Consider the following 18,863-nt stretch of genomic DNA (forward strand, 5'->3'; position numbering starts at 1 on the left):
AAGGGATTAAGTAGCGTGGGGCGCACGCAAACTTTACACGCTTCGGGAGAGGTTCCCTCTTGGTTGGTTGGAGAAATCCTGCTTGCTAACGGAGACTCAATGAACGAAGAATCCCCGTCTCTTTAGAGCGGGGAGCGTCAAATTCTTAGGATAGGTAGCACGAAAATCGAGGCCATTTCTCACGATGCAAGCTCTGCTAGAAAAAGCTCAGATAGCGTTGAATAAAAAAGACTGGGAGACAGTAAACGCCAGCATACAGCGACTTTTAAACCAAAAAGATGCTATTGAACCGATTATTAACGATGAAATCCTCGATTTAGCCCTAGAAGCTTTACAACAATGCGATTTTCAACAGCGATGGGAGATAGCGAAACTATTTCCTCAAATCGGGCAATCGGCGATCGCTCCTTTAATTGCCCTGTTAGAATCCGAAGAACAAGATGGGGAAATGCGCTGGTTTCTGGCGAGAATTCTCAGTCAATTTGATGATCGAGCCTGTATTCTCGCTCTCAGTCAATTATTGCAAAGATCGGAGGAGGAGGAAATCAGCCAAATGGCTGCGGCCGCTTTAGCCAATATCGGCAGTTCTGCGATCTCTAGTTTAGGACAATTACTGTCCGACTCGAACAGGCGTTTTTTAGCCGTACAAGCTTTATCACAAATTCGCCGGCCAGAAATTGTCGAACCTCTTTTAACCGTAGTTAAGGATGAATCTAGCGCCATTCGGGCCATGGCGATGGAAGCTTTAAGCAGTTTTCACCATCCCCAGATTACTGCGATTATCCTCGATGCTTTACAGGACCCAGCTATCGATGTGCGACGGGAAGCAATTAAAGCTAGTAGTTACCTAGGGTCAAATTATCCCCAAGCAGATTTAGTTAACCATCTGCAACCGCTGTTATTCGATATCCACCTCGATATCTGTCAAGAAACGGCGATCGCTCTCGGTCGTATCGGCACAGCAACCTCAGCCAAAGCTTTAAATCCAGTCCTGCAATCTTCCTTAACTCCCGATAGTTTAAAATTAACTGTAGTTCGAGCATTGGGCTGGATCGAGGATAGGGAAGCTTTAAATTATCTAGAAAAGGCTTTATATAGCGAAAATGTCTTAATTTGTCGGGAAATTATCGCTATTCTCGGCCGGCAAACCTGCCAGAAATTACGCCGACAAGCAGGGGCAATTCTCGGTAATTTTTATCACTCCCGTCCCGCAATCCTCGGTGATACGGGAGTTAAACAGTCTCTAGCGATCGCTTTAGGAGCATTAGATCGGGATAATAAAAGTATTTTGCTGACTTTAGCAGCCGATGGAGAAGCAATCGTCCGTCTCCATGCTCTCAGCGCCCTGAAAAAGCTAGATCATGGGACTATATAGCTAATTTCCCGCTGCACAGATGTGGTGAATTTGCCAGTGATCCGCATCCATTTCCCCAAGGATAGCGTTTAATACTAAATCCGGTTATTAAAGAATGATTATTTATTCTCCGTTTTGCCTATTGCATGAGTGCCTATTGCATGAGTGCCTTTTGCCTGTCCTGATATGTAGCCTATGCTCAACGGATTTAGTATAATTTCTCCTGCGCTTCTTGAGGAGATTGGGCTTTAATGGAAAAATTGACAGAAAGCACTATTTCGTAGATTTTATCAGGGTTAAAGGGCTTAATTTCCTGTTTCATCGCCGTGATTCCTTCAGGACTTATTCTCTATTTTCTTCTCTCCGTCTCAATAATTCCGCTCTCTAGAATACCAGAGCAGTTTTTTTTGATGTTATCACCAACAGGACACCCCATAGGGATCAAAAACTAAATCTATCTGATTAGTTAAAGCTAAAACATATCTTTCTACTAAATTGAGAAAATAAGGGTCATCGATCCATGAAGTTTATCAATTTTTAGAGAATTGTTAGATAAGTATCTAGAGATTCGGAGGGTAGAACTTTCAAAGTTTGGTTTTGTAGGTCTAATTCTAAACCCAGTGCTTCTAGGGGAATTACTCCAATTAAAGCATCGCGACCACCGGGTAATTCTAAACATTCAAAAGTTCCCTCCCGACCACAAAGCAATATTTTAGCATCCTGAAAGACTCTCGCTTTGCTCAATCCAGTCGCGGTACTAACATCGACTTCTTTAAGTAAATCTAGCCCCAGTCTCTCAATAATATTAGCAGGTAAACAGAGGGTTGTTGCTCCCGTATCAACTAAAACTTTTGGTAAAGTAACAGAGCGAATTTCTGAAGCAGAGATAAAACCTCTAGCAGCTGCTGATTCATCGGCACGATTAATTATTGTTAAAGGGGTGAAAACTTTGCCCATCGGATTTGTCTGTTTCTTTTCCATATTATTATTTATTAATCCCTATAGTTAGAGAATATATTTTGAGACTAACTAGAGATTAGAGCGGTTACTGATAACTGATTCTAGCTGATAGCTGATAACTAAAAAACTGATTACTGATTACTGATTACTGATCACTGATTTAAGGTCTTTGCAGGAAGATTAATTCTTCAACGGGGAGGAAATCATAGTATTGACCTTGATTGGCTAAAACTGCGATTAAATGGAGACGAGCATCGGGTTCAATGTGTAATCCTTCCCAAGGGACAGCAATTTCCAAACATTGATTAAAAGAAGCTTTGGCACTACTAGGAACTCGCTGCCAGGTAAAATATTCTTGAGCGGCTTCTAACCAAGTAAATTCCGTGATTAAATTAACTCCTAGATGATGATGATAACCGTAATCGAGGGGTGATCGAGGGGGAATATCTGCTAAGGGAATTGGACTTTGCAGACGATGCACTTCATCATAATACCAATATAAATGCACTTCAGGCGGGATATCTTTGCCTAATTCTGCCCCCGGTTTCCAATCGAAACGCAGATAAAAATTGAGGTGATCCCAACCGAAAAAGACCCTTTGTACTAACGAGACCCGGTGCATTGTACCACTGGCTCCACCAATTTCGATCCGTCCAGCTTTATCCCAATCCTGTTCGTCTCCAAAACCGTCGATAATGGGGTGAATGAAAGCCTCAGGACGATTACTTTGTTTGCTACCGTGTTCTTCCACCGGTTCGAGCAAATAGGAGGGAATTGGCTCATTTAAAGCTTGATAAAGAGCGATCAGGTGTTCGCGGAAAAGTTGGTCAAAAATTGCGTCATGATTGGAGGAATGGCCATAACCAAACCACCAAAACCAATCGGAACCTTCCGCTGCATACAATGCTTCCCACGCGTCGGGGTTATTATCTTCCGTCGCTTCCGGGTGATTAGCGAGGGTTTGACGGGCTAAAATTAGATATTCCCAAGCTTTATTTTTAGCGGGATCGCCGATCCAAGTGGTAAAATTGGCATCGATCCAAGAGCCGCTATGAAGTTTATTGACAGGGATTTTTGCCTTAGCGGGAAAGCGATCGAGATATTCGGAGACGGTGACTAATTCGATCTCTTTATGGTCGCTTAAAAGTTGATAAAGGTTCTCTAGGAAGGGTAAACCGTCTTGATGATAGTTTTCCCAACAGTTTTCGCCATCTAGCGCAATGGTAACTAACCAGGGTTTTTCTAGCGTCGTGGTTTCTGCGTTGGTTTTCAGTTGTTCGGCGATCGCTTCTAGGTGTTTAACTAAGTCTGTAGCGGCCTCTTGCGCTTTCATGCCACTATAGCTAAATCCGATCAGATCCGAGAGACGATGATCGCGGAAAACCATCGATAAATTGCCGTTGCTAGTTTCCAGACGGTAGGGACGATAAAGCAATTCTGGTTCGCTAATATTGCCTTTTTCGTCGCGATGAAAGTAATGTCCCAGAGACCAACCTAACACCCCCTCATCGGAACATAACCACTGAAAACCCTGTTTAGCGACAGCGGGGAGAATCGCGGGACTAACGGATTGTTCCGAGGGCCAAAGTCCTCGAGGATGTTTATCAAAGCGATCGATATAGATTTGCCAAGCTTTCCGGAGATGACGGGAAATATCTTCAGGATAGTGGAAATATTGCCGAGGAAGGGTCATATTCGGCACTGCTACCCGGCCGGCTTCCGAGTTGGCCAGCAGGGGTAAAATTGGATGGGTGTAGGGACTGGTAATGATTTCTAGTTGTCCGGTTTCCTGCATTAACCGGTGTTGCGGCAAGATACGACGCAGAATTTGACGCTGTTTGGAGATAATTCGCTGGCGATCGCTTAAAGTGAAGTTTTTTCCCTGTTCTAACCAGGCAGCGATTTCTGGGTCACTGTGAAAGATAGGATCGATCCAAGCGAGGTTATGCCAAGCTAAGAGATCGCTATAATCTTGCAGATTCCAATGGCTAATACACCAACTATGACCGTTTTCTTGACGCTGTGCGTATAATTGCCCGTAACGGGGGTGCGGATCGATCAGGTTACGATGGTTAGCATCGAAAAAGTGTTCGAGGATAAAGTGTTTTTGTGCCAGGGTTAACTGCGCTTCCGGGGTGACGGTGAGAGCAAGATAGGGGTCTATCGCTAGTCCGTTGACGTAATCCTCTAATTGCAGGATTAAAGAGGCGACAAGGTTGACAGTTTGGTGTAATTTGGGAAAACGTTCTAGAATCAGGATTAAATCGAGATAATCTTTCACCCCATGCAGTCGCACCCAGGGTAAGCGATATTGTCCCGAAGCATCGGTGCGAGTTTGACAGGATTTGTAGAGGGGTTGGTGTTGATGCCAAATAAAAGCGACGTAGAGAGGATAGGCCATGATAATACCGAGGAAAAGTGCATATAACAGGCTTTTAGTCCGTTATTTAGATAATAATGGACAATAAAGCCCATTATAGATTCTTAAAAGTTGATTTCGGTCACTACCATAATCCTATCAACTGGTTTTGAAGGGGTATCGTCTCTTTGTATTTGTTAAAGGATCGGATTCTCTGGGGGTGATTATTTGCAGTTCAGCAGTAGAATCTCTAATATTATTCGGCCTTGCTGATTTGATATGCGAATCTTCTTTTCTGGGATTTTTCAACCTAGATGCAAACTAACTTTTGTCTCCGATAGCTACTATATCAGCCTATCAGAGCCGAGTTTTCAGTTCACTGTTTACTAGACCTCCTGCAAAAGTCAGTTATCGAGCCGCTATCAGTTCAAAATATCGAAAACTTGAGATAAATTTGACATAATCTTAGGTTTTATGGTTTTAGTAGTTGTCTCTTGTCTTTTTTCTCCTCTTGTCTCGGATTGTCCTCACCTAAAAGAAGATTTTTGATTTTTGCACGAGACATACTGTTCACTGATTACTGATTACTGTTCACTGATTACTGTTCACTGTTTACTGTTCACTGAAAACCCCCCATCACCTCGATCGACAACATTTTTCAGGATGATAGGATAAGCTGGAATTATCGAAACCGTAGAAATAATAGATAAAATGAGTAATCTCCTCTGGCCGCGTTTTCTCAAGAAAGCTTACCGTCAAGAACCAATAACTAGCTTTATCTTTACCGCAGCGGCAGTAGATGTCATCATCGGGGTTGTAGGACAAAGATGGACACTGCTATCTTTAGGGGCAACGATTATGGCGATCGCTATTTTAGCCCGGTGGCAACAGAGCCAAAAAAGCAAGGTAATCAACAGAGAAGAAGCAGCAAGATACTATTTACCGCCCCAATCGGGTCAAGTGGCTTTACCAACCCTGAAAAACGAAAAAAATCGACCTTCTTAGCTCAAAAATCTCACCTTGCTTGGCAATCAATCCCCTCAAAGGCTAGAATCTATAGCACCGTTCATTTGTTAATATTCAACTAAATTTATGAAATTCCGATTTATCGGTGGGGAGAAACTTGTCGGGGCAATTGTGGTCAGTGTCTTAACCACGCTGACAATCGGGCAACATCAGCTTAGTCATGCCCAAAGTCCTATTGCCCCCCCTAAACCCGCGGCTGAAAGTGGCGAAAAAACCCCAGAAACTATCCTAGTAGAAGGTTTAGGCAGACTTACCCTCGCTAAAACCTTAGAAGGGCAACAATCCACCCCTAATGCTGTGATTTTCAGCCCCGATAACCAATTGGTTCTCGCTGGTGGTAGTGATACGGATCCTCTCCTGAGAATTTGGTCAGTAAAAACAGGGCAAAAAGTCTCCCAAACTCGCGCCCAAAGAACCAGCGTCAAAGCTTTAGCCATTAGTCCCAACGAAAGATTATTAGTTAGTAGCGGTTTAGATGGTTCCATTAATTTTTGGAATCTGGTGGAAGGCAAGTATTTAGGAGTTGCCCTCGAACACGGTAATACTGTCCTCGCCCTCACCCTTACTCCCGATGGTAAAACATTAATTAGTGGTGGTTTGGAAGGAATTCGCCTCTGGACAGTGCAACCTCCCCGCCGTCCCCTCTATCGTTTAAATTGGGTGGGTAATTTTGTTTATTCCCTAGGGATGAAATCCGATGGTGTCACCCTTGCTAGTGGTCATGAAAACGGTGAGGTAAATTTTTGGGACATCCGCGAGGGCAAATTTTTATCGAAATTTTCCGCCCATCCCCAAGCGGTTAGCAAGCTTTTATACACTCCCGACGGTAAAAATTTAATTACGGGTAGTTTAGACCGCACGATTAAAATCTGGGATACGAGCAATAATAAGTTATTATTTACCCTCATCGGTCATACGTCCCGAATTCGCTCCCTCGCACTCCATCCTAACGGACAAATTCTCGCTAGTGCCAGTAATGACGGTGTGCGTTTATGGGATGTGACGACGGGTAAACAGTTGGCCTGGTTTGATAATAATTCCGACTGGGTGGAATCTCTGGCTTTTAGTCCCGATGGGCAGTATTTGGCTAGTGGTAATTATGATCTTAAAATTCGCCTCTGGCAATTCCTCCGTTAGGTAAAAATACCTTCATTTAGCCTTTAACCACTCCTAGAAAAGCCGATTTAGCCGCTGCCTGTTCCGCCGCTTTTTTGCTTCTGCCGGTTCCCACTCCTAATTTCTGCTCATTTAACCACACTTCCGCACAAAAACGTTCTTGATCTAAACTATTGATTTCTTTTACTAAATATTGCGGCAGTTTTTTGTATTTTGCTTGTGTCCACTCCTGCAAGGCATCCTTATAATTCTGTCGGGCCGGATCTCGACGAATTTCGGCCGCTTTTTCCCTTAGGGGTTCATCTAGCCAAGAACGCACTAAAACCATAGTCTGTGTACTAAGATATAAAGCCCCCAAGACCGCCTCAAAAGCGTCTGCTAGTCGGGAAATTCGCCCCGCATGATCAATACTTGTACTATTTGATACCAACAAATAACGCTCGAAACCGTAGCGATCCGCAAATTCCGCCAGAGTGCGATCGCTAACCATCATCGATCGCAGGGCGGCAAATTCTCCCACTAGCGCCTCCGGATAGGTTTCTAACAATACCTCCGCCGCCACGAGTCTTACCACAGAATCGCCCACAAATTCCAATTGTTCATAATTCTTATCACGGGAAATACTGGGATGAGTTAGAGCTAAATCTAATAAATCCCACCTGACGGGGACATCAGCCGATAAACCCAGCTTTTCCACTAGGGTTTTTAATTGTTTTTGGCGACGCGGATCACTTAAGGACATGGGAGCGGGAAGATGGGGGATGGGGGATGGGGGATGGGGGATGGGGGATGGGGGATGGGGGATGGGGGATGGGGGATGGGGGATGGGGGATGGGGGATGGGGGATAGGGGATGGGGGATGGGGGATGGGGAGAATAAATAAAAGCAATCTCCTATCTCCTGAATACTGACTCCTGACTCCTGATAACTAACTCCTGAATACTGATAACTGATCACTGATAACTGATCACTGATAACTGATCACTGATAACTGATAACTGATCACTGATAACTGATAAAGGAGAGAGTCAGACATAAGCCGAATTCTGTATTTCCCAACAGCAGTAAAATCGCTTTTACCTTTGTTGGAATAGAGGTTATCTATCTGGGATAATTGTTACCAATTACCTCAAGCGGTTCCTAAAAACGGGACAGGAAAAAGACCAACCTTTGTCCCTCCACCTTGCTCCCCACCGGGGTTTACCGAGCCAGTACCTCTCGATACTGCTGGTGCGCTCTTACCGCACCTTTGCACCCTTACCCCCAATCAGTGATCAGTTATCAGTGAATTTACTTTCGTTACTGTTTACTGATTACTGAAAAAGGAGGCGGTATTTTTCTGTGGCACTATCCTCACGCTCGCGCGCACTGGACGTTATCCAGCAAGTGTGGTCTTTCGGGAGTTCGGACTTTCCTCGGAATCATTGATCAAATGATCCCGCAACCTCTAGACCAACTCTCTCCCATTCTCTAGTATGACTTACCAGAGACTCGATCGCTCATATATCCCAGTCAATAATCGGTGATCAGTAAACAGTAAGCAGTGAACAGTGAAAAGACAGTAGGAAACTGCTATTTAATACTGCTCGCTTAAGCTGTTCGTAATTTAAATTGCTTGGGCCAGACGAGGCACTCTTGCGCTCTTGCACTCTTGCAACAGTAAAGGAATTGGAGGAGATTCGGCTAATCTAAGAATAAGGGGTTTAAATACGTCTTAGCTTAACTGATAACTGATAACTGATAACTGATCAATGTCGATCGATCTAAACGTTAACATCAAAGGTAATGGCTATCCGCTCCTCTGTCTGCACGGTCATCCCGGTTCGGCAGCCAGTATGTCTGTATTTACCGATCATTTTTGCCAACGCTGGCAAACCCTGGCCCCGGATCTGCGCGGCTACGGTAAAAGTCGTTATCGCCGCGATTTTCAGCTAGAAGAACATCTAGAGGATTTAATCGGGCTGCTCGATCGCCAAAAAATCCAGCAATGTTTAATTCTCGGTTGGTCTTTGGGGGGTATAATCGCACTGGAATTAGTATTGCGGCATCCGGAGCGCTTTCCTGGTTTAATTCTAGTGGCCTCGGCCGCGCGGCCTTGGGGTAGTCATCCTCCTATCACCACCACAGATTTAGTTTTGACGGGGATTGCGGCAATTCTCAATCAGATCAAACCGGGATGGCGTTGGAATATTGATACTTTTGCTCGTCGTTCCCTGTTTCAGTACCTTTTTTCACAACATCAAGCGATCGCCTATCAATATCTCGCTCAAGATGCTGTTCCTGCCTACTTACGCACTTCTCCATTTGCCGATCGCGCTTTAAATCGGGCTTTAAAAAAAGGTTACAATTGTTTAAAATCTCTTGACAAAATTACAATTCCCTGCTTGGTTCTGGCGGGGGCAAAGGATCGCCATATTACCAGTGCCTCGAGCCAAGAAACGGCCGAAAACCTGAAACTGTCTGGGTGGAAATGTTACCCAGATACGGCCCATCTGTTCCCCTGGGAAATCCCCGACTTAGTTATAGGGGACATTGATGCTTGGTTAGCGGAGCATTTTAGCGATAAACTGGCAGGGTGAAGTGAAAACTACTGCCGTGGTCGGGGACACTATCCACCCAAATTTGACCGTAGTGGGCGCGAATAATCTTGCGACAGACCGATAAACCGATGCCATAACCTTCTTTACCCTCATCCCGTTTGAGACGCACATGACCCTCAAAAATATGCTCTTGTTTTTCTTCGGGAATGCCGGGGCCGGTATCACTGATGCTTACCTGTACTTTTTGAGTAGTACGATGGAGGACAGAAAGGGTAATGGCGCCGCCAGCGGGGGTATATTTGATCCCATTCTCCAAGAGATTAATAATCACCTGTCGGATTAACTCCTCGTCAGCATAGACGGGGGGCAGATCTTGGGGAATATCGCTTTGGAGAATTAAAGTCTTTTCCTGAAAAGTATCGGTAAATTGAGACAAAATTTCCTGACAGAGGGATTGGAGATAAAATTTACTCTGTTGGAGAGTGAATTGCGCCGCCATGCTCTTAGAAGCTTGCAGAATATCCGTAATCAAACGGTTCATAATCCGGAACTGTTTGCGGGCCTGTTGGTGCAGTTGTTCTCGTAATTGCAGACTGCGCTCCGTATCTGGTTGATGATAGGCTAATTCTAGGGTTTCCACAGCGATGGAAGCAGCGGTGAGAGGGCTGCGTAAATCGTGGGCTAACATAGCCAAAATTTGGTCTTTAAATTTTAATTGTTCTAATAATTCTTCCTTTTCTTGTTTGAGACGAAAAACCTCATCGGCGATGCGGATGAGTTCGCCCGAATGTTCCACCTCTTGAACTTGTGCATCCTCAGCGTGATGATTTTTGACCTCCTCTTTAATCGCTTTTTGCCAGCGTACCAACCATTTTTTAAACTGTTCCACCAGATTACTGCCCGCGAGGGTATGGCGGGGGACGGGGGCAATTTTGACCAAGGCGGGGGTAGCTACAAGGCGAAAATGTTCGACTAAATGAGGCTGCTGGCGAATTTCGATGATTTGTAGGTCAATCGGGTAATCAGACTTTAAAGACTGGAGATAGGACTGAATTTGACGGATAATTTCTTGAGAACTGGGACGGTCATCAACAAACAGCAAAAGTTGAATCGAGAGAGGCGTTGTCGTCTCTCTCCCTAAAGCAGTCAGTGGCTCGTTAGATGGGAGCATCGGAAAATTAGTAAACCTAGGGATTGACGAGATCGATCGACGATCGATCGACTTTTATCATATTCTTTATTGTAGAAGCTTAAGATAGTATAAAATCTACTCAACCTAATCTTAAAGTTTTATTCCTTAATTCTAAGAAGAAATCCTATGGCTTTTGGCTATGTTGCCCTAGTTCTCCACGCTCATCTCCCTTTCGTCCGCCATCCCGAAAGCGATTACGTCCTCGAAGAAGAATGGTTATACGAAGCAATCACAGAAACCTACATCCCTCTGCTGCAAGTTTTTGAAGGTCTCAAGCGGGACGGTATCGATTTTAAAATGACCATGAGCATGACTCCGCCTTTGGTGTCGATGCTGCGGGATCCGTTACTGCAAGAGCGTTATGAAGAACACTTAGGTAAGTTAGAAGAATTAATTGCTAAAGAAATCGACCATAATCAACACAATGGCCATATTCGCTACTTAGCCGAATATTACGCTGAATCTTTCCAAAGTATCCGACAAACTTGGGAAAAATACGATCGAGATCTGGTCAAAGCTTTTAAACAATTCCTCGACAGTAATAACCTAGAAATTATCACCTGTGGTGCGACTCACGGTTATATGCCCCTGATGAAAATGTACCCGCAAGCGGTCTGGGCGCAAATTGAGGTGGCCTGTCAACACTACGAAGAAAATTTCGGTCGTCGTCCCAAGGGCATTTGGTTGCCGGAATGTGCCTACTATGAAGGGGTAGAAAGAATGTTAGCCGATGCGGGCATTCGTTATTTCCTCGTCGATGGCCACGGTATTCTCTACGGTCGTCCTCGCCCCCGTTACGGCAGTTACGCGCCCATTTTCACAGAAACTGGGGTGGCTGCTTTCGGTCGTGACCACGAATCTTCTCAACAGGTTTGGTCTTCCCAAGTTGGTTATCCGGGGGATGTGGTCTATCGGGAATTCTATAAAGATTTGGGCTGGGAAGCAGAATACGAATATATTAAGCCCTATATCATGCCCAACGGTCAACGCAAGAATATCGGCATCAAATACCACAAAATTACTAGCCGGGACGGTGGTTTATCGGAAAAAGGGCTTTATGACCCCTACTGGGCCAAAGAAAAAGCCGCCGAACACGCGGGCAATTTTATGTATAATCGCGAGCGGCAAGTGGAGAGTTTAGCCGGAATTATGGGCCGTCCTCCCCTTGTTGTTTCTCCCTACGATGCCGAGTTATTCGGTCACTGGTGGTATGAGGGACCCTGGTTTATTGATTTTCTGTTCCGTAAGTCTTGGTATGACCAAAATATCTACCAAATGACCCATTTAGCCGATTATCTCCGGGCTAACCCCAATCAGCAGGTCTGTCGTCCTTCCCAATCCAGTTGGGGTTATAAGGGTTTCCATGAATACTGGCTGAATGAAACTAACGCTTGGATCTATCCTCACCTACACAAAGGCACGGAACGGATGATTGAATTAAGTCATCATGAAGCGGAGGATGAATTGCAGGAACGGGCTTTAAATCAGGCAGCCCGGGAGTTATTATTAGCACAATCTTCTGACTGGGCCTTTATTATGCGAACCGGTACAATGGTTCCCTATGCTGTCCGGCGCACTCGTTCCCACCTGCTGCGGTTAAATAAAATCTATGAAGATGTGAAATCCGAGAAGATTGATGCCGGTTGGTTGCAAAAAGTCGAGGAAATCGATAATATTTTCCCCAATATTGATTATCGCGTCTATCGACCTCTGTAATCTGGGTGAATAGTATCGATAAAAAGGGAGGTTAGTTAGGGTTTGCGGCAAAAAGTTTTTCGGTGGTGGCAGGGTGTGGGGTGTGGGGTGTGGGGTGTGGGGTTTTACCAGTTTTGAGGTGGCCAATTACCTAATTTTCAGGGAAAAAGTGCCTAAATTTCCCCCCGATCACTCCCATATCCAGTACTTTTTGATTGACAAAAGGTCTAAAAGTCTTATACAACAAGGTTTTTAGATTTATTCAGCAAGCCTTAGTTAATGCCTCCCTAATTTTTTAGGGCTGCGGGGGTAATTCTGAGGCTAATTTGGCCACAATTGTGGGTTTAAGTTGCTCGAGTTTCTGTTTTAACATCCGCTTGCTAATTTGTGGGCTGCCAACCTGGGCCCATTGACTATCTGTCACCCATTGCCGCAAAATTTGGCATTGATTGGGGGGAATATTAGCGGTGATCACATTTTCACAGATAGGGCCGCCTTCGAGGGAGAAAAATAAAATCCAGTATTGACCGGTTTCGGCGAGGGTTTTGGTCATTTTTTGACCTTGGCGGGTTTTTAAGTCCAAATAACAGGGCAACCAGCGCGGTCCCCATTGACGATGATAGAGGAGAGTAATCCAGAGAAGCATCGGGTGGGGTGTGGGTAAAAAGAGGAATTTATTATAACGGACACTAGCAACCCGGACGGCGATATCCTCTCGAGCCAACATTACCCATAAACTGGCAAAAACGCCGTCAGCAGCCCGGAGACAGCGTGAGAAGACAATTTTTTGGCGCGGTTTATCCTCGGGCCAACTGGACTTGAGACAGATAACCCTCGCATTAGCAGCAGAAACAATGGTTTGATTTAAATCATCAAGGGGTTTGATTTTGCTGGTGTAATCGTCGGTTTTTTTGACTATTTCATTTTTGACTAGGGGTTCAAGTCGTTCGAGACGTTGTAGTATATCTGTAACACTTGACGGGCGATCGCTGGGTGCTTTGGCCAAGCAGCGCAGGATTAACTGTTCTAATTCTGGCGGTAATTGCAAGCTAGAATTAAAGGAACGGGGTTCGGCGTAGTGGTGAACCTCATACCAACCGCCAAAGGAGGGATTATTGGGAAAAACGGGCGTTTCTCCCGTGAGCATCTCGTACATCATAATCCCAAAACTGTAGATATCGGAACGATGATCGAGTTCTTTACCTTCCATCTGTTCTGGGGAACAATAGGCTAAGGTTCCCATAAACGATTGGGTTTGGGATTGTCCCGATTGGATGAGTTTAGCGATGCCAAAATCGAGAATTTTCACCAATTCCCCTAATCCTGAGTCCTGAATCACCATAATATTGCTTGGTTTGATGTCCCGGTGAATAATCGGACACATCTCCCCTTGGAAGATAATACCCTTATGGGCGCATTCCAGGCCGAAACAAATCTGACGGGTGAGATTGAGAAAGCGCGGGAGGGGCAGCGGCTGATGTTTGATGATTTCACTCATGCTCCCCCCCTGCAAAAATTCCATGACGTAGAAGGGGACTTCCTTGTCATCTACACCATAATCACGAACTTTAACAACATGAATACTTTTTTCGCCTAAAAGTGCCGAAATAGTCGCCTCTCGCTCGAAGCGCTCACGCATTCTTTGGTTGAGGAGAGTTTGCGAGAGTAATTTCACGGCGACGGTTACGCCACCTAATAGTTTATCTTCTGCTCGATATACTTGTCCCATGGAGCCGCTACCGATCAACTCGACCAGTTGGTATCGATTGGCAAGTAAGCTCCGATGTCTAGATTCTGCCGACATAGCTAGGCTACCTTTTTAATTATAGTGAGTCTGGTGGAGAGAGTTTCGGTTCTTCGTTGCTTGGTATGGTTCAATAGGGTAGCATAAATCGACTAAATCCTTATCTGGCAACAGACGTAATTGATTAGCTCGTTCTAGATAGAAAACAATTGGCAAAAATCGCCGCAATGTCTTTCTAGATGAGGGTTTCATCCCTTATAACCCCCGTCCATTACATAACACAAACCGAAGAACCAGAATTTCTTAAAGAACCGATGCAATTGGTGGTTGATCGAGAGGACTTAATCTTAGAATGCCCTTTTTTTCGGCTAAAAGCATGATTATTAAGATATATTTTCAGGTATTTTTAGTCATTGCCCCTTGCCTAATTAATTTTTGTGGGTTGAAAAAATGAAAAAACTCAGTATAAAGTAGCACAAAATCTCTAAATAGACCATTTTATCGATTATTATTCGTTCTTAATTATCCTGCCTACTGACTCCTAAACAGATGCTACACGGAGAATCCCTAACCCCTGTAAAACTTTTTTGCCGAAAGTGACCGATCTGGGTAATAATTCTTTAATAAAGATTTGTAAACTTGAAAATGATTATCCCTTCGCAGTGCTAGAGATTTAATGAGACGACTAATTGCGATCGAAAAAGCTCTGCTCATCGGTCATATTGTATCGATGGCTTTTGGACTAGCCGGATTGTTGCTAGTTGTGCCCCATCCCGAATTTGTGGCCAATTTACCAGATTTTGGCAAAACCTTCTTTGCTTGGTCAATGGCTGGGGGGGGTGTGGTGTATATGGTTTTAGGAATGGCAGCGGTGGCTGTTTATGCCTATCGGACTCTAGGAGTGTGGCACTGGTTAGGATTCATGGTTCCCGCTATCAGTTTATCCCTTTGTAGCGAACTATTAGGAACCAGTACCGGCTTTCCTTTCGGTCATTATCGTTATCTTTCGGGCTTAGGTTACAAAATTGCGGGTTTAGTCCCCTTTACTATCCCCCTATCTTGGTTTTATCTCGGTTTTAGTGCCTATATTATCGCTCGTGTTGGTTTATCCACTCTTGCTTTACCCCAATGGCTACAAAATCTAGGAGCGATCGCGATCGGGGCGGTATTATTAACTTCATGGGATTTTGTCCTAGATCCGGCCATGAGTCAAACTACCATCCCCTTCTGGATTTGGGAACAACCGGGGGCCTTCTTTGGGATGCCCTATGAAAATTTTGCCGGTTGGTTTGGTACAGGCTGTGTTTTTATGACGGTAGCCACTTTAATCTGGCAAGCGCAACCGGTGAAACTGCCAAGTCAAGATTTAACCCTGCCTTTTGTGATGTATTTAGGTAATTTTGGCTTTGCTACGGTCATGAGTATCGGTGCTGGTATTTATCCGCCGATTTTCTTAGGATTACTCACCGGTATTCTGCCTTTAATCCTTCTCTATAATCGCGCCAAGGCTGTTGCTTCCCGACAAACAGTGCCGACAAGCGAAGTAACAACCCTAAAAATCCCCGTTGTTTCGGTGAGAGGAGCCAAATAAGTTGTTAACTGAGATAATTCTCGGTGCATTCTGCCTGGGGCTACTGCTGTCTCAGGCTGTTGCCTTTTTTATCCTTCTTTCCCGTCTGCTGAAAGGGGCGCGTCGTCGTCCTCCCCTGACTCCCCAACCTCCCACCCCGGAGATGTTAGGGACGGTAAGCGTGATTGTGCCGACGTTAAACGAAGTGGCCAGGATTGACGGTTGTTTACGGGGATTGACTCAACAGAGTTACGAAGTGCGAGAAATTCTGATTGTCGATAGCAATTCCCAAGATGGTACGCGGGAAAAAGTTAAAGAGATAGCGGCAAAAGACCCCCGCTTTCGCTTGAAAACCGATTATCCTTTACCCCCGGATTGGGTAGGTCGTCCCTGGGCGTTACACAATGGTTTTTTGTTTAGTTCCCCTGAAAGTGACTGGATTTTGGGCATTGATGCCGATACGCAACCCCAAGCTAATTTAGTGGCTAGTTTAGTGAAAGCTGCGATCGCAGAAGGTTATGATTTAGTTTCCCTGTCGCCGCAATTTATCCTCTCCTATCCGGGGGAATGGTGGTTACAGCCGGCTTTATTGATGACTTTGCTCTATCGCTTTGATTCCGCCGGGGTGCGAGAACAAGATCCCGAAAGAGTGATGGCCAATGGTCAATGTTTTCTCTGTCGGCGGTCAGTTTTAGCGGCTTTAGACGGTTATAGCGGGGCAAAAGGTTCTTTTTGCGATGATGTCACCCTCGCCCGTCTAGCGGCAACTAAAGGCTATCGGGTGGGATTTCTCGATGGGGCGAAGTTAATTCGCGTGCGGATGTACGAAGGACTTAGGGAAACTTGGCGCGAATGGGGCAGATCTCTGGACCTCAAAGATGCCTCCTATCAGGGGCAATTATGGGGAGATTTAGCTTTATTGACCTGTACTCAGGGATTACCGATAATTATCACTCCCTTGCTTGTAACGGCTTTTAATTTCGGCTACGATTTCCTCAGTTTAAAAATTCTCCTCGCTTTAAATCTGCTGCTGTTATTGATTCGTTTTGCCCTTTTATTGGCCGTCTCTCCTAGTTACTATCGCGGCGAAAAAGTCAATCTATCTTCAGGACTATTTTGGCTATCTCCCCTAGCGGATCCGCTGGCAGTTATCCGCATTTTTATCTCTGCTTTTACCCGTCCCCAAAGTTGGCGCGGTCGAGTGTATTAAAAATGTTAGGGTGAAGACCCTCAGTTTCGTAGAAACCCAACTTTAAGGGTTTCTTTTATGAAGTTTGCCTTAGATTTTCTCCTTTTTATTTTAACGGTTTTCAAGATAAATTAGGCTTTTAGTCATCAGCTAAAATCATGGCTTCGACTTCCTGTTTAGCTTTTTCAGCGTTGCTGAATCAAGGTAGGAATGGCAACTGTGCATCGTATCCAAAAGTCAGTTTGAGTCTAGTTTTTAAAAATCCCACAAAAGAAGATTCATATCTCAAATCAGCAACGCCTTTTTTTATTCCTTCTTGAATTAAACTCATAAGCGTCTGATGGCCGATTCATTTACTGAGATAGAGAAATTATAATATTAATAGGGTATTTCAGACAACCCAAAAAAGTGAACTTGAGCATCTGTTCAAAAGCAATTACTGTTTAGCCCGTTAAAACTGAGGAATATGATTAAAAAGATGACGCATGACCACAAACTCCCAACAAAATAACGAATAGCCATAACCCTGCTGCTCCACCGTCCTCATCTGAGCCTGTAAACCCTTTAAGGAAAAATCAGGATTCCAACCCGCGTATAAACCCACCCCCACCGGCACATACCGGGAAGCTGTCGCCAGTCCCGAACCCGAAAGACTTGCCGCCACCTGATTGGGAGTTTTCCGATAGATCTGTAAGACCACCTCATCCACAATCCCTTGACGCACCCAAGCCAACCAATTTTGATTATATTTATTCACCGCAAAAGAGTGAGGATTAGGTGAAAGACTCACCACCAACTTGGGATTAATCGCCTTGACATGATCATGTAACTTGCGGGTTAAATTCGTTAAAGCTTGACTTTTATTACCAAAAACACGGGGAACTGCCCAATGATCATCTAACTGAATCCCCGCCAAATCTTTTTCTTTTAAAATATCTTCCATATTGCCAAAAAGATAGGCTTGCACCTGCGGATTCGCCGGATCTAACCAGACATTCGTTTCCACCACCGTCTTCCCTGTGGGCGTTTTTAATAACCAATCCGGATGCTTTTTGGCAATGGGATCCTTAGGCGATAACATTAAACCATACTCAAACCAAGCATAGGGCTTCAAACCCTGCCGTAAAGACTCCTTAACCGCCGCTCTCCAGGGATTGATCAACGGCGGCACAAACAACCAATTCGTCGGACGTTGGGCAGTCGGATAAAGCGTTCCCCCAAACCCATAAACACTAAAATATACCCGGTCATAACCCGATCGCGAAAGATGATTTAACACCTCATCTAAGGACGTAGTATGATGTAACAATATCGTGCCAATATTGGTTAACCAAACCCCCTTCATCTGCTCATTTTCCACTGCCTTTCGGGGAGCCGCTCGGTGAGTAACCAACAACAAAAAAGCCACTCCAGCAACAATCCCAAACCTCTTTAGGTACTTGCTAAACTTAACCATGATTGCCGATTAATCCCACCAAGATATTTGATAATAGTATTATTTTAGTCCGATTTTTAATATTCAGTTCCTCATCGGCAACAGCAAGCCCTATTTAGTTATACCAAATCTGGTTATTAAAAACTGATTATCATTGAACTGGAAGATAGATATCGGGTGTATTAGGCTGTCCTAACACACCCAGAAAAGATTTTAGGGAAAATTAACCGACTACACAGAGAATATCCGATGCGTGAGTAGCGGTATTCACTTTGTCATCTACATGGCTAATTTTGCCTTCTCCATCGATGATATAGGTGACGCGCTTAGAATAGCCACCACCATCGACATCATAAGCTTTGGTGATAGCACCATTGGTATCTACTAGCAATTGGAAGGGTAAACTGTATTTTTCTTTAAATTGTGCATGGGAACCTTGGTCATCCCTGCTCACCCCGAAGACTACTATTTCCTTGTCTTGGTATTGTTGGTAGTTATCCCGGAAATTTTGCGCTTGCTTGGTGCAACCGGGGGTATCATCTTTGGGATAGAAGTATAAAACTACGACTTTACCTTGAAAATCCGACAGGGAAACGGTTTTTCCAGTATCGTCGGTGGTGTTAAAGTTCGGTGCGATTGTTCCAACGGTTAAAGCCATAACTCCGATTCCTTTACAAAAGTTA

At 44.6% G+C, this 18,863-nt stretch carries 14 protein-coding genes, 1 other RNA gene and 1 pseudogene; 8 read left to right on the forward strand and 8 right to left on the reverse strand.

The genetic code is table 11. The features are described 5' to 3' along the window. Together IM479_RS22555 and IM479_RS07370 are read left to right on the forward strand one after the other, a co-directional pair. Positions 1–126: pseudogene (locus tag IM479_RS22555) on the forward strand (RNA-guided endonuclease TnpB family protein); the annotation flags it as partial. A gap of 58 nt (positions 127–184) precedes the next feature. After that, a complete protein-coding gene (locus IM479_RS07370; protein WP_287687105.1) occupies positions 185–1,375 on the forward strand; it encodes a HEAT repeat domain-containing protein in 1,191 nt (396 codons plus the stop codon). 516 nt (positions 1,376–1,891) lie between these two features. On the opposite strand, the gene IM479_RS07375 is transcribed toward IM479_RS07370, so the two are convergent. Further along, complete coding sequence (locus IM479_RS07375) at positions 1,892–2,335, reverse strand: retroviral-like aspartic protease family protein (RefSeq protein WP_287687106.1); 444 nt, start codon at positions 2,333–2,335, stop codon at positions 1,892–1,894. Between the two features lie 139 nt (positions 2,336–2,474). Continuing rightward, positions 2,475–4,715, reverse strand: coding sequence for a glycoside hydrolase (locus tag IM479_RS07380; RefSeq protein WP_287687107.1), 2,241 nt, complete (start codon positions 4,713–4,715; stop codon positions 2,475–2,477). Positions 4,716–5,384: 669 nt separating this feature from the next. On the opposite strand from IM479_RS07380, the gene IM479_RS07385 reads away from it, so the two are divergent. Continuing rightward, positions 5,385–5,678 (forward strand): hypothetical protein, encoded by a 294-nt coding sequence (locus IM479_RS07385; RefSeq protein WP_287687109.1) that lies wholly within the window; start codon positions 5,385–5,387, stop codon positions 5,676–5,678. A gap of 87 nt (positions 5,679–5,765) precedes the next feature. Then, complete coding sequence (locus IM479_RS07390) at positions 5,766–6,836, forward strand: WD40 repeat domain-containing protein (protein WP_287687111.1); 1,071 nt, start codon at positions 5,766–5,768, stop codon at positions 6,834–6,836. 16 nt (positions 6,837–6,852) lie between these two features. Here IM479_RS07390 and rnc read toward each other — a convergent pair whose 3' ends face one another. Together rnc and rnpB are read right to left on the reverse strand one after the other, a co-directional pair. Then, complete coding sequence (rnc, locus tag IM479_RS07395; RefSeq protein WP_287687134.1) at positions 6,853–7,557, reverse strand: ribonuclease III; 705 nt, start codon at positions 7,555–7,557, stop codon at positions 6,853–6,855. Positions 7,558–7,835: 278 nt separating this feature from the next. Further along, positions 7,836–8,275: RNase P RNA component class A (rnpB, locus tag IM479_RS07400), an RNA gene on the reverse strand. A gap of 291 nt (positions 8,276–8,566) precedes the next feature. Here rnpB and IM479_RS07405 point away from each other — a divergent pair. After that, positions 8,567–9,394 carry an alpha/beta fold hydrolase gene (locus IM479_RS07405; RefSeq protein ID WP_287080067.1) on the forward strand — a complete coding sequence of 276 codons (828 nt, stop codon included), beginning with the start codon at positions 8,567–8,569 and terminating at the stop codon, positions 9,392–9,394. On the opposite strand, the gene IM479_RS07410 is transcribed toward IM479_RS07405, so the two are convergent. Then, entirely contained in the window at positions 9,372–10,526 is a 1,155-nt protein-coding gene (locus IM479_RS07410; RefSeq protein ID WP_287080069.1) for a histidine kinase, read from the reverse strand. The genes IM479_RS07405 and IM479_RS07410 overlap by 23 nt on opposite strands. 147 nt (positions 10,527–10,673) lie before the next feature. Here IM479_RS07410 and IM479_RS07415 point away from each other — a divergent pair, with 147 nt between their 5' ends. Continuing rightward, positions 10,674–12,263 (forward strand): glycoside hydrolase family 57 protein, encoded by a 1,590-nt coding sequence (locus tag IM479_RS07415; protein WP_287687113.1) that lies wholly within the window; start codon positions 10,674–10,676, stop codon positions 12,261–12,263. Between the two features lie 274 nt (positions 12,264–12,537). Here IM479_RS07415 and IM479_RS07420 read toward each other — a convergent pair whose 3' ends face one another. Beyond that, complete coding sequence (locus IM479_RS07420; RefSeq protein WP_287687115.1) at positions 12,538–14,046, reverse strand: serine/threonine-protein kinase; 1,509 nt, start codon at positions 14,044–14,046, stop codon at positions 12,538–12,540. Positions 14,047–14,662: 616 nt separating this feature from the next. Between IM479_RS07420 and cruF the strand changes: the two genes are divergently transcribed. Beyond that, positions 14,663–15,577: a gamma-carotene 1'-hydroxylase CruF gene (gene cruF / locus IM479_RS07425; protein WP_286825599.1), complete on the forward strand. Its 915-nt coding sequence runs from the start codon at positions 14,663–14,665 to the stop codon at positions 15,575–15,577. 1 nt (position 15,578) lies between these two features. Continuing rightward, the gene (cruG, locus tag IM479_RS07430) at positions 15,579–16,766 is read left to right on the forward strand and encodes a 2'-O-glycosyltransferase CruG (RefSeq protein ID WP_287687117.1); all 1,188 of its coding nucleotides are present in this window, start codon (positions 15,579–15,581) and stop codon (positions 16,764–16,766) included. A gap of 430 nt (positions 16,767–17,196) precedes the next feature. Here cruG and IM479_RS07435 read toward each other — a convergent pair whose 3' ends face one another. Then, entirely contained in the window at positions 17,197–18,201 is a 1,005-nt protein-coding gene (locus IM479_RS07435; RefSeq protein WP_287687119.1) for a glycoside hydrolase family 10-like protein, read from the reverse strand. A gap of 202 nt (positions 18,202–18,403) precedes the next feature. Beyond that, positions 18,404–18,838: a peroxiredoxin gene (locus IM479_RS07440; RefSeq protein ID WP_287687121.1), complete on the reverse strand. Its 435-nt coding sequence runs from the start codon at positions 18,836–18,838 to the stop codon at positions 18,404–18,406. Between the last annotated feature and the right edge of the window lie 25 nt (positions 18,839–18,863).

The organism is Microcystis sp. M165S2 (assembly GCF_020245885.1).
Taxonomy (GTDB): domain Bacteria; phylum Cyanobacteriota; class Cyanobacteriia; order Cyanobacteriales; family Microcystaceae; genus Microcystis.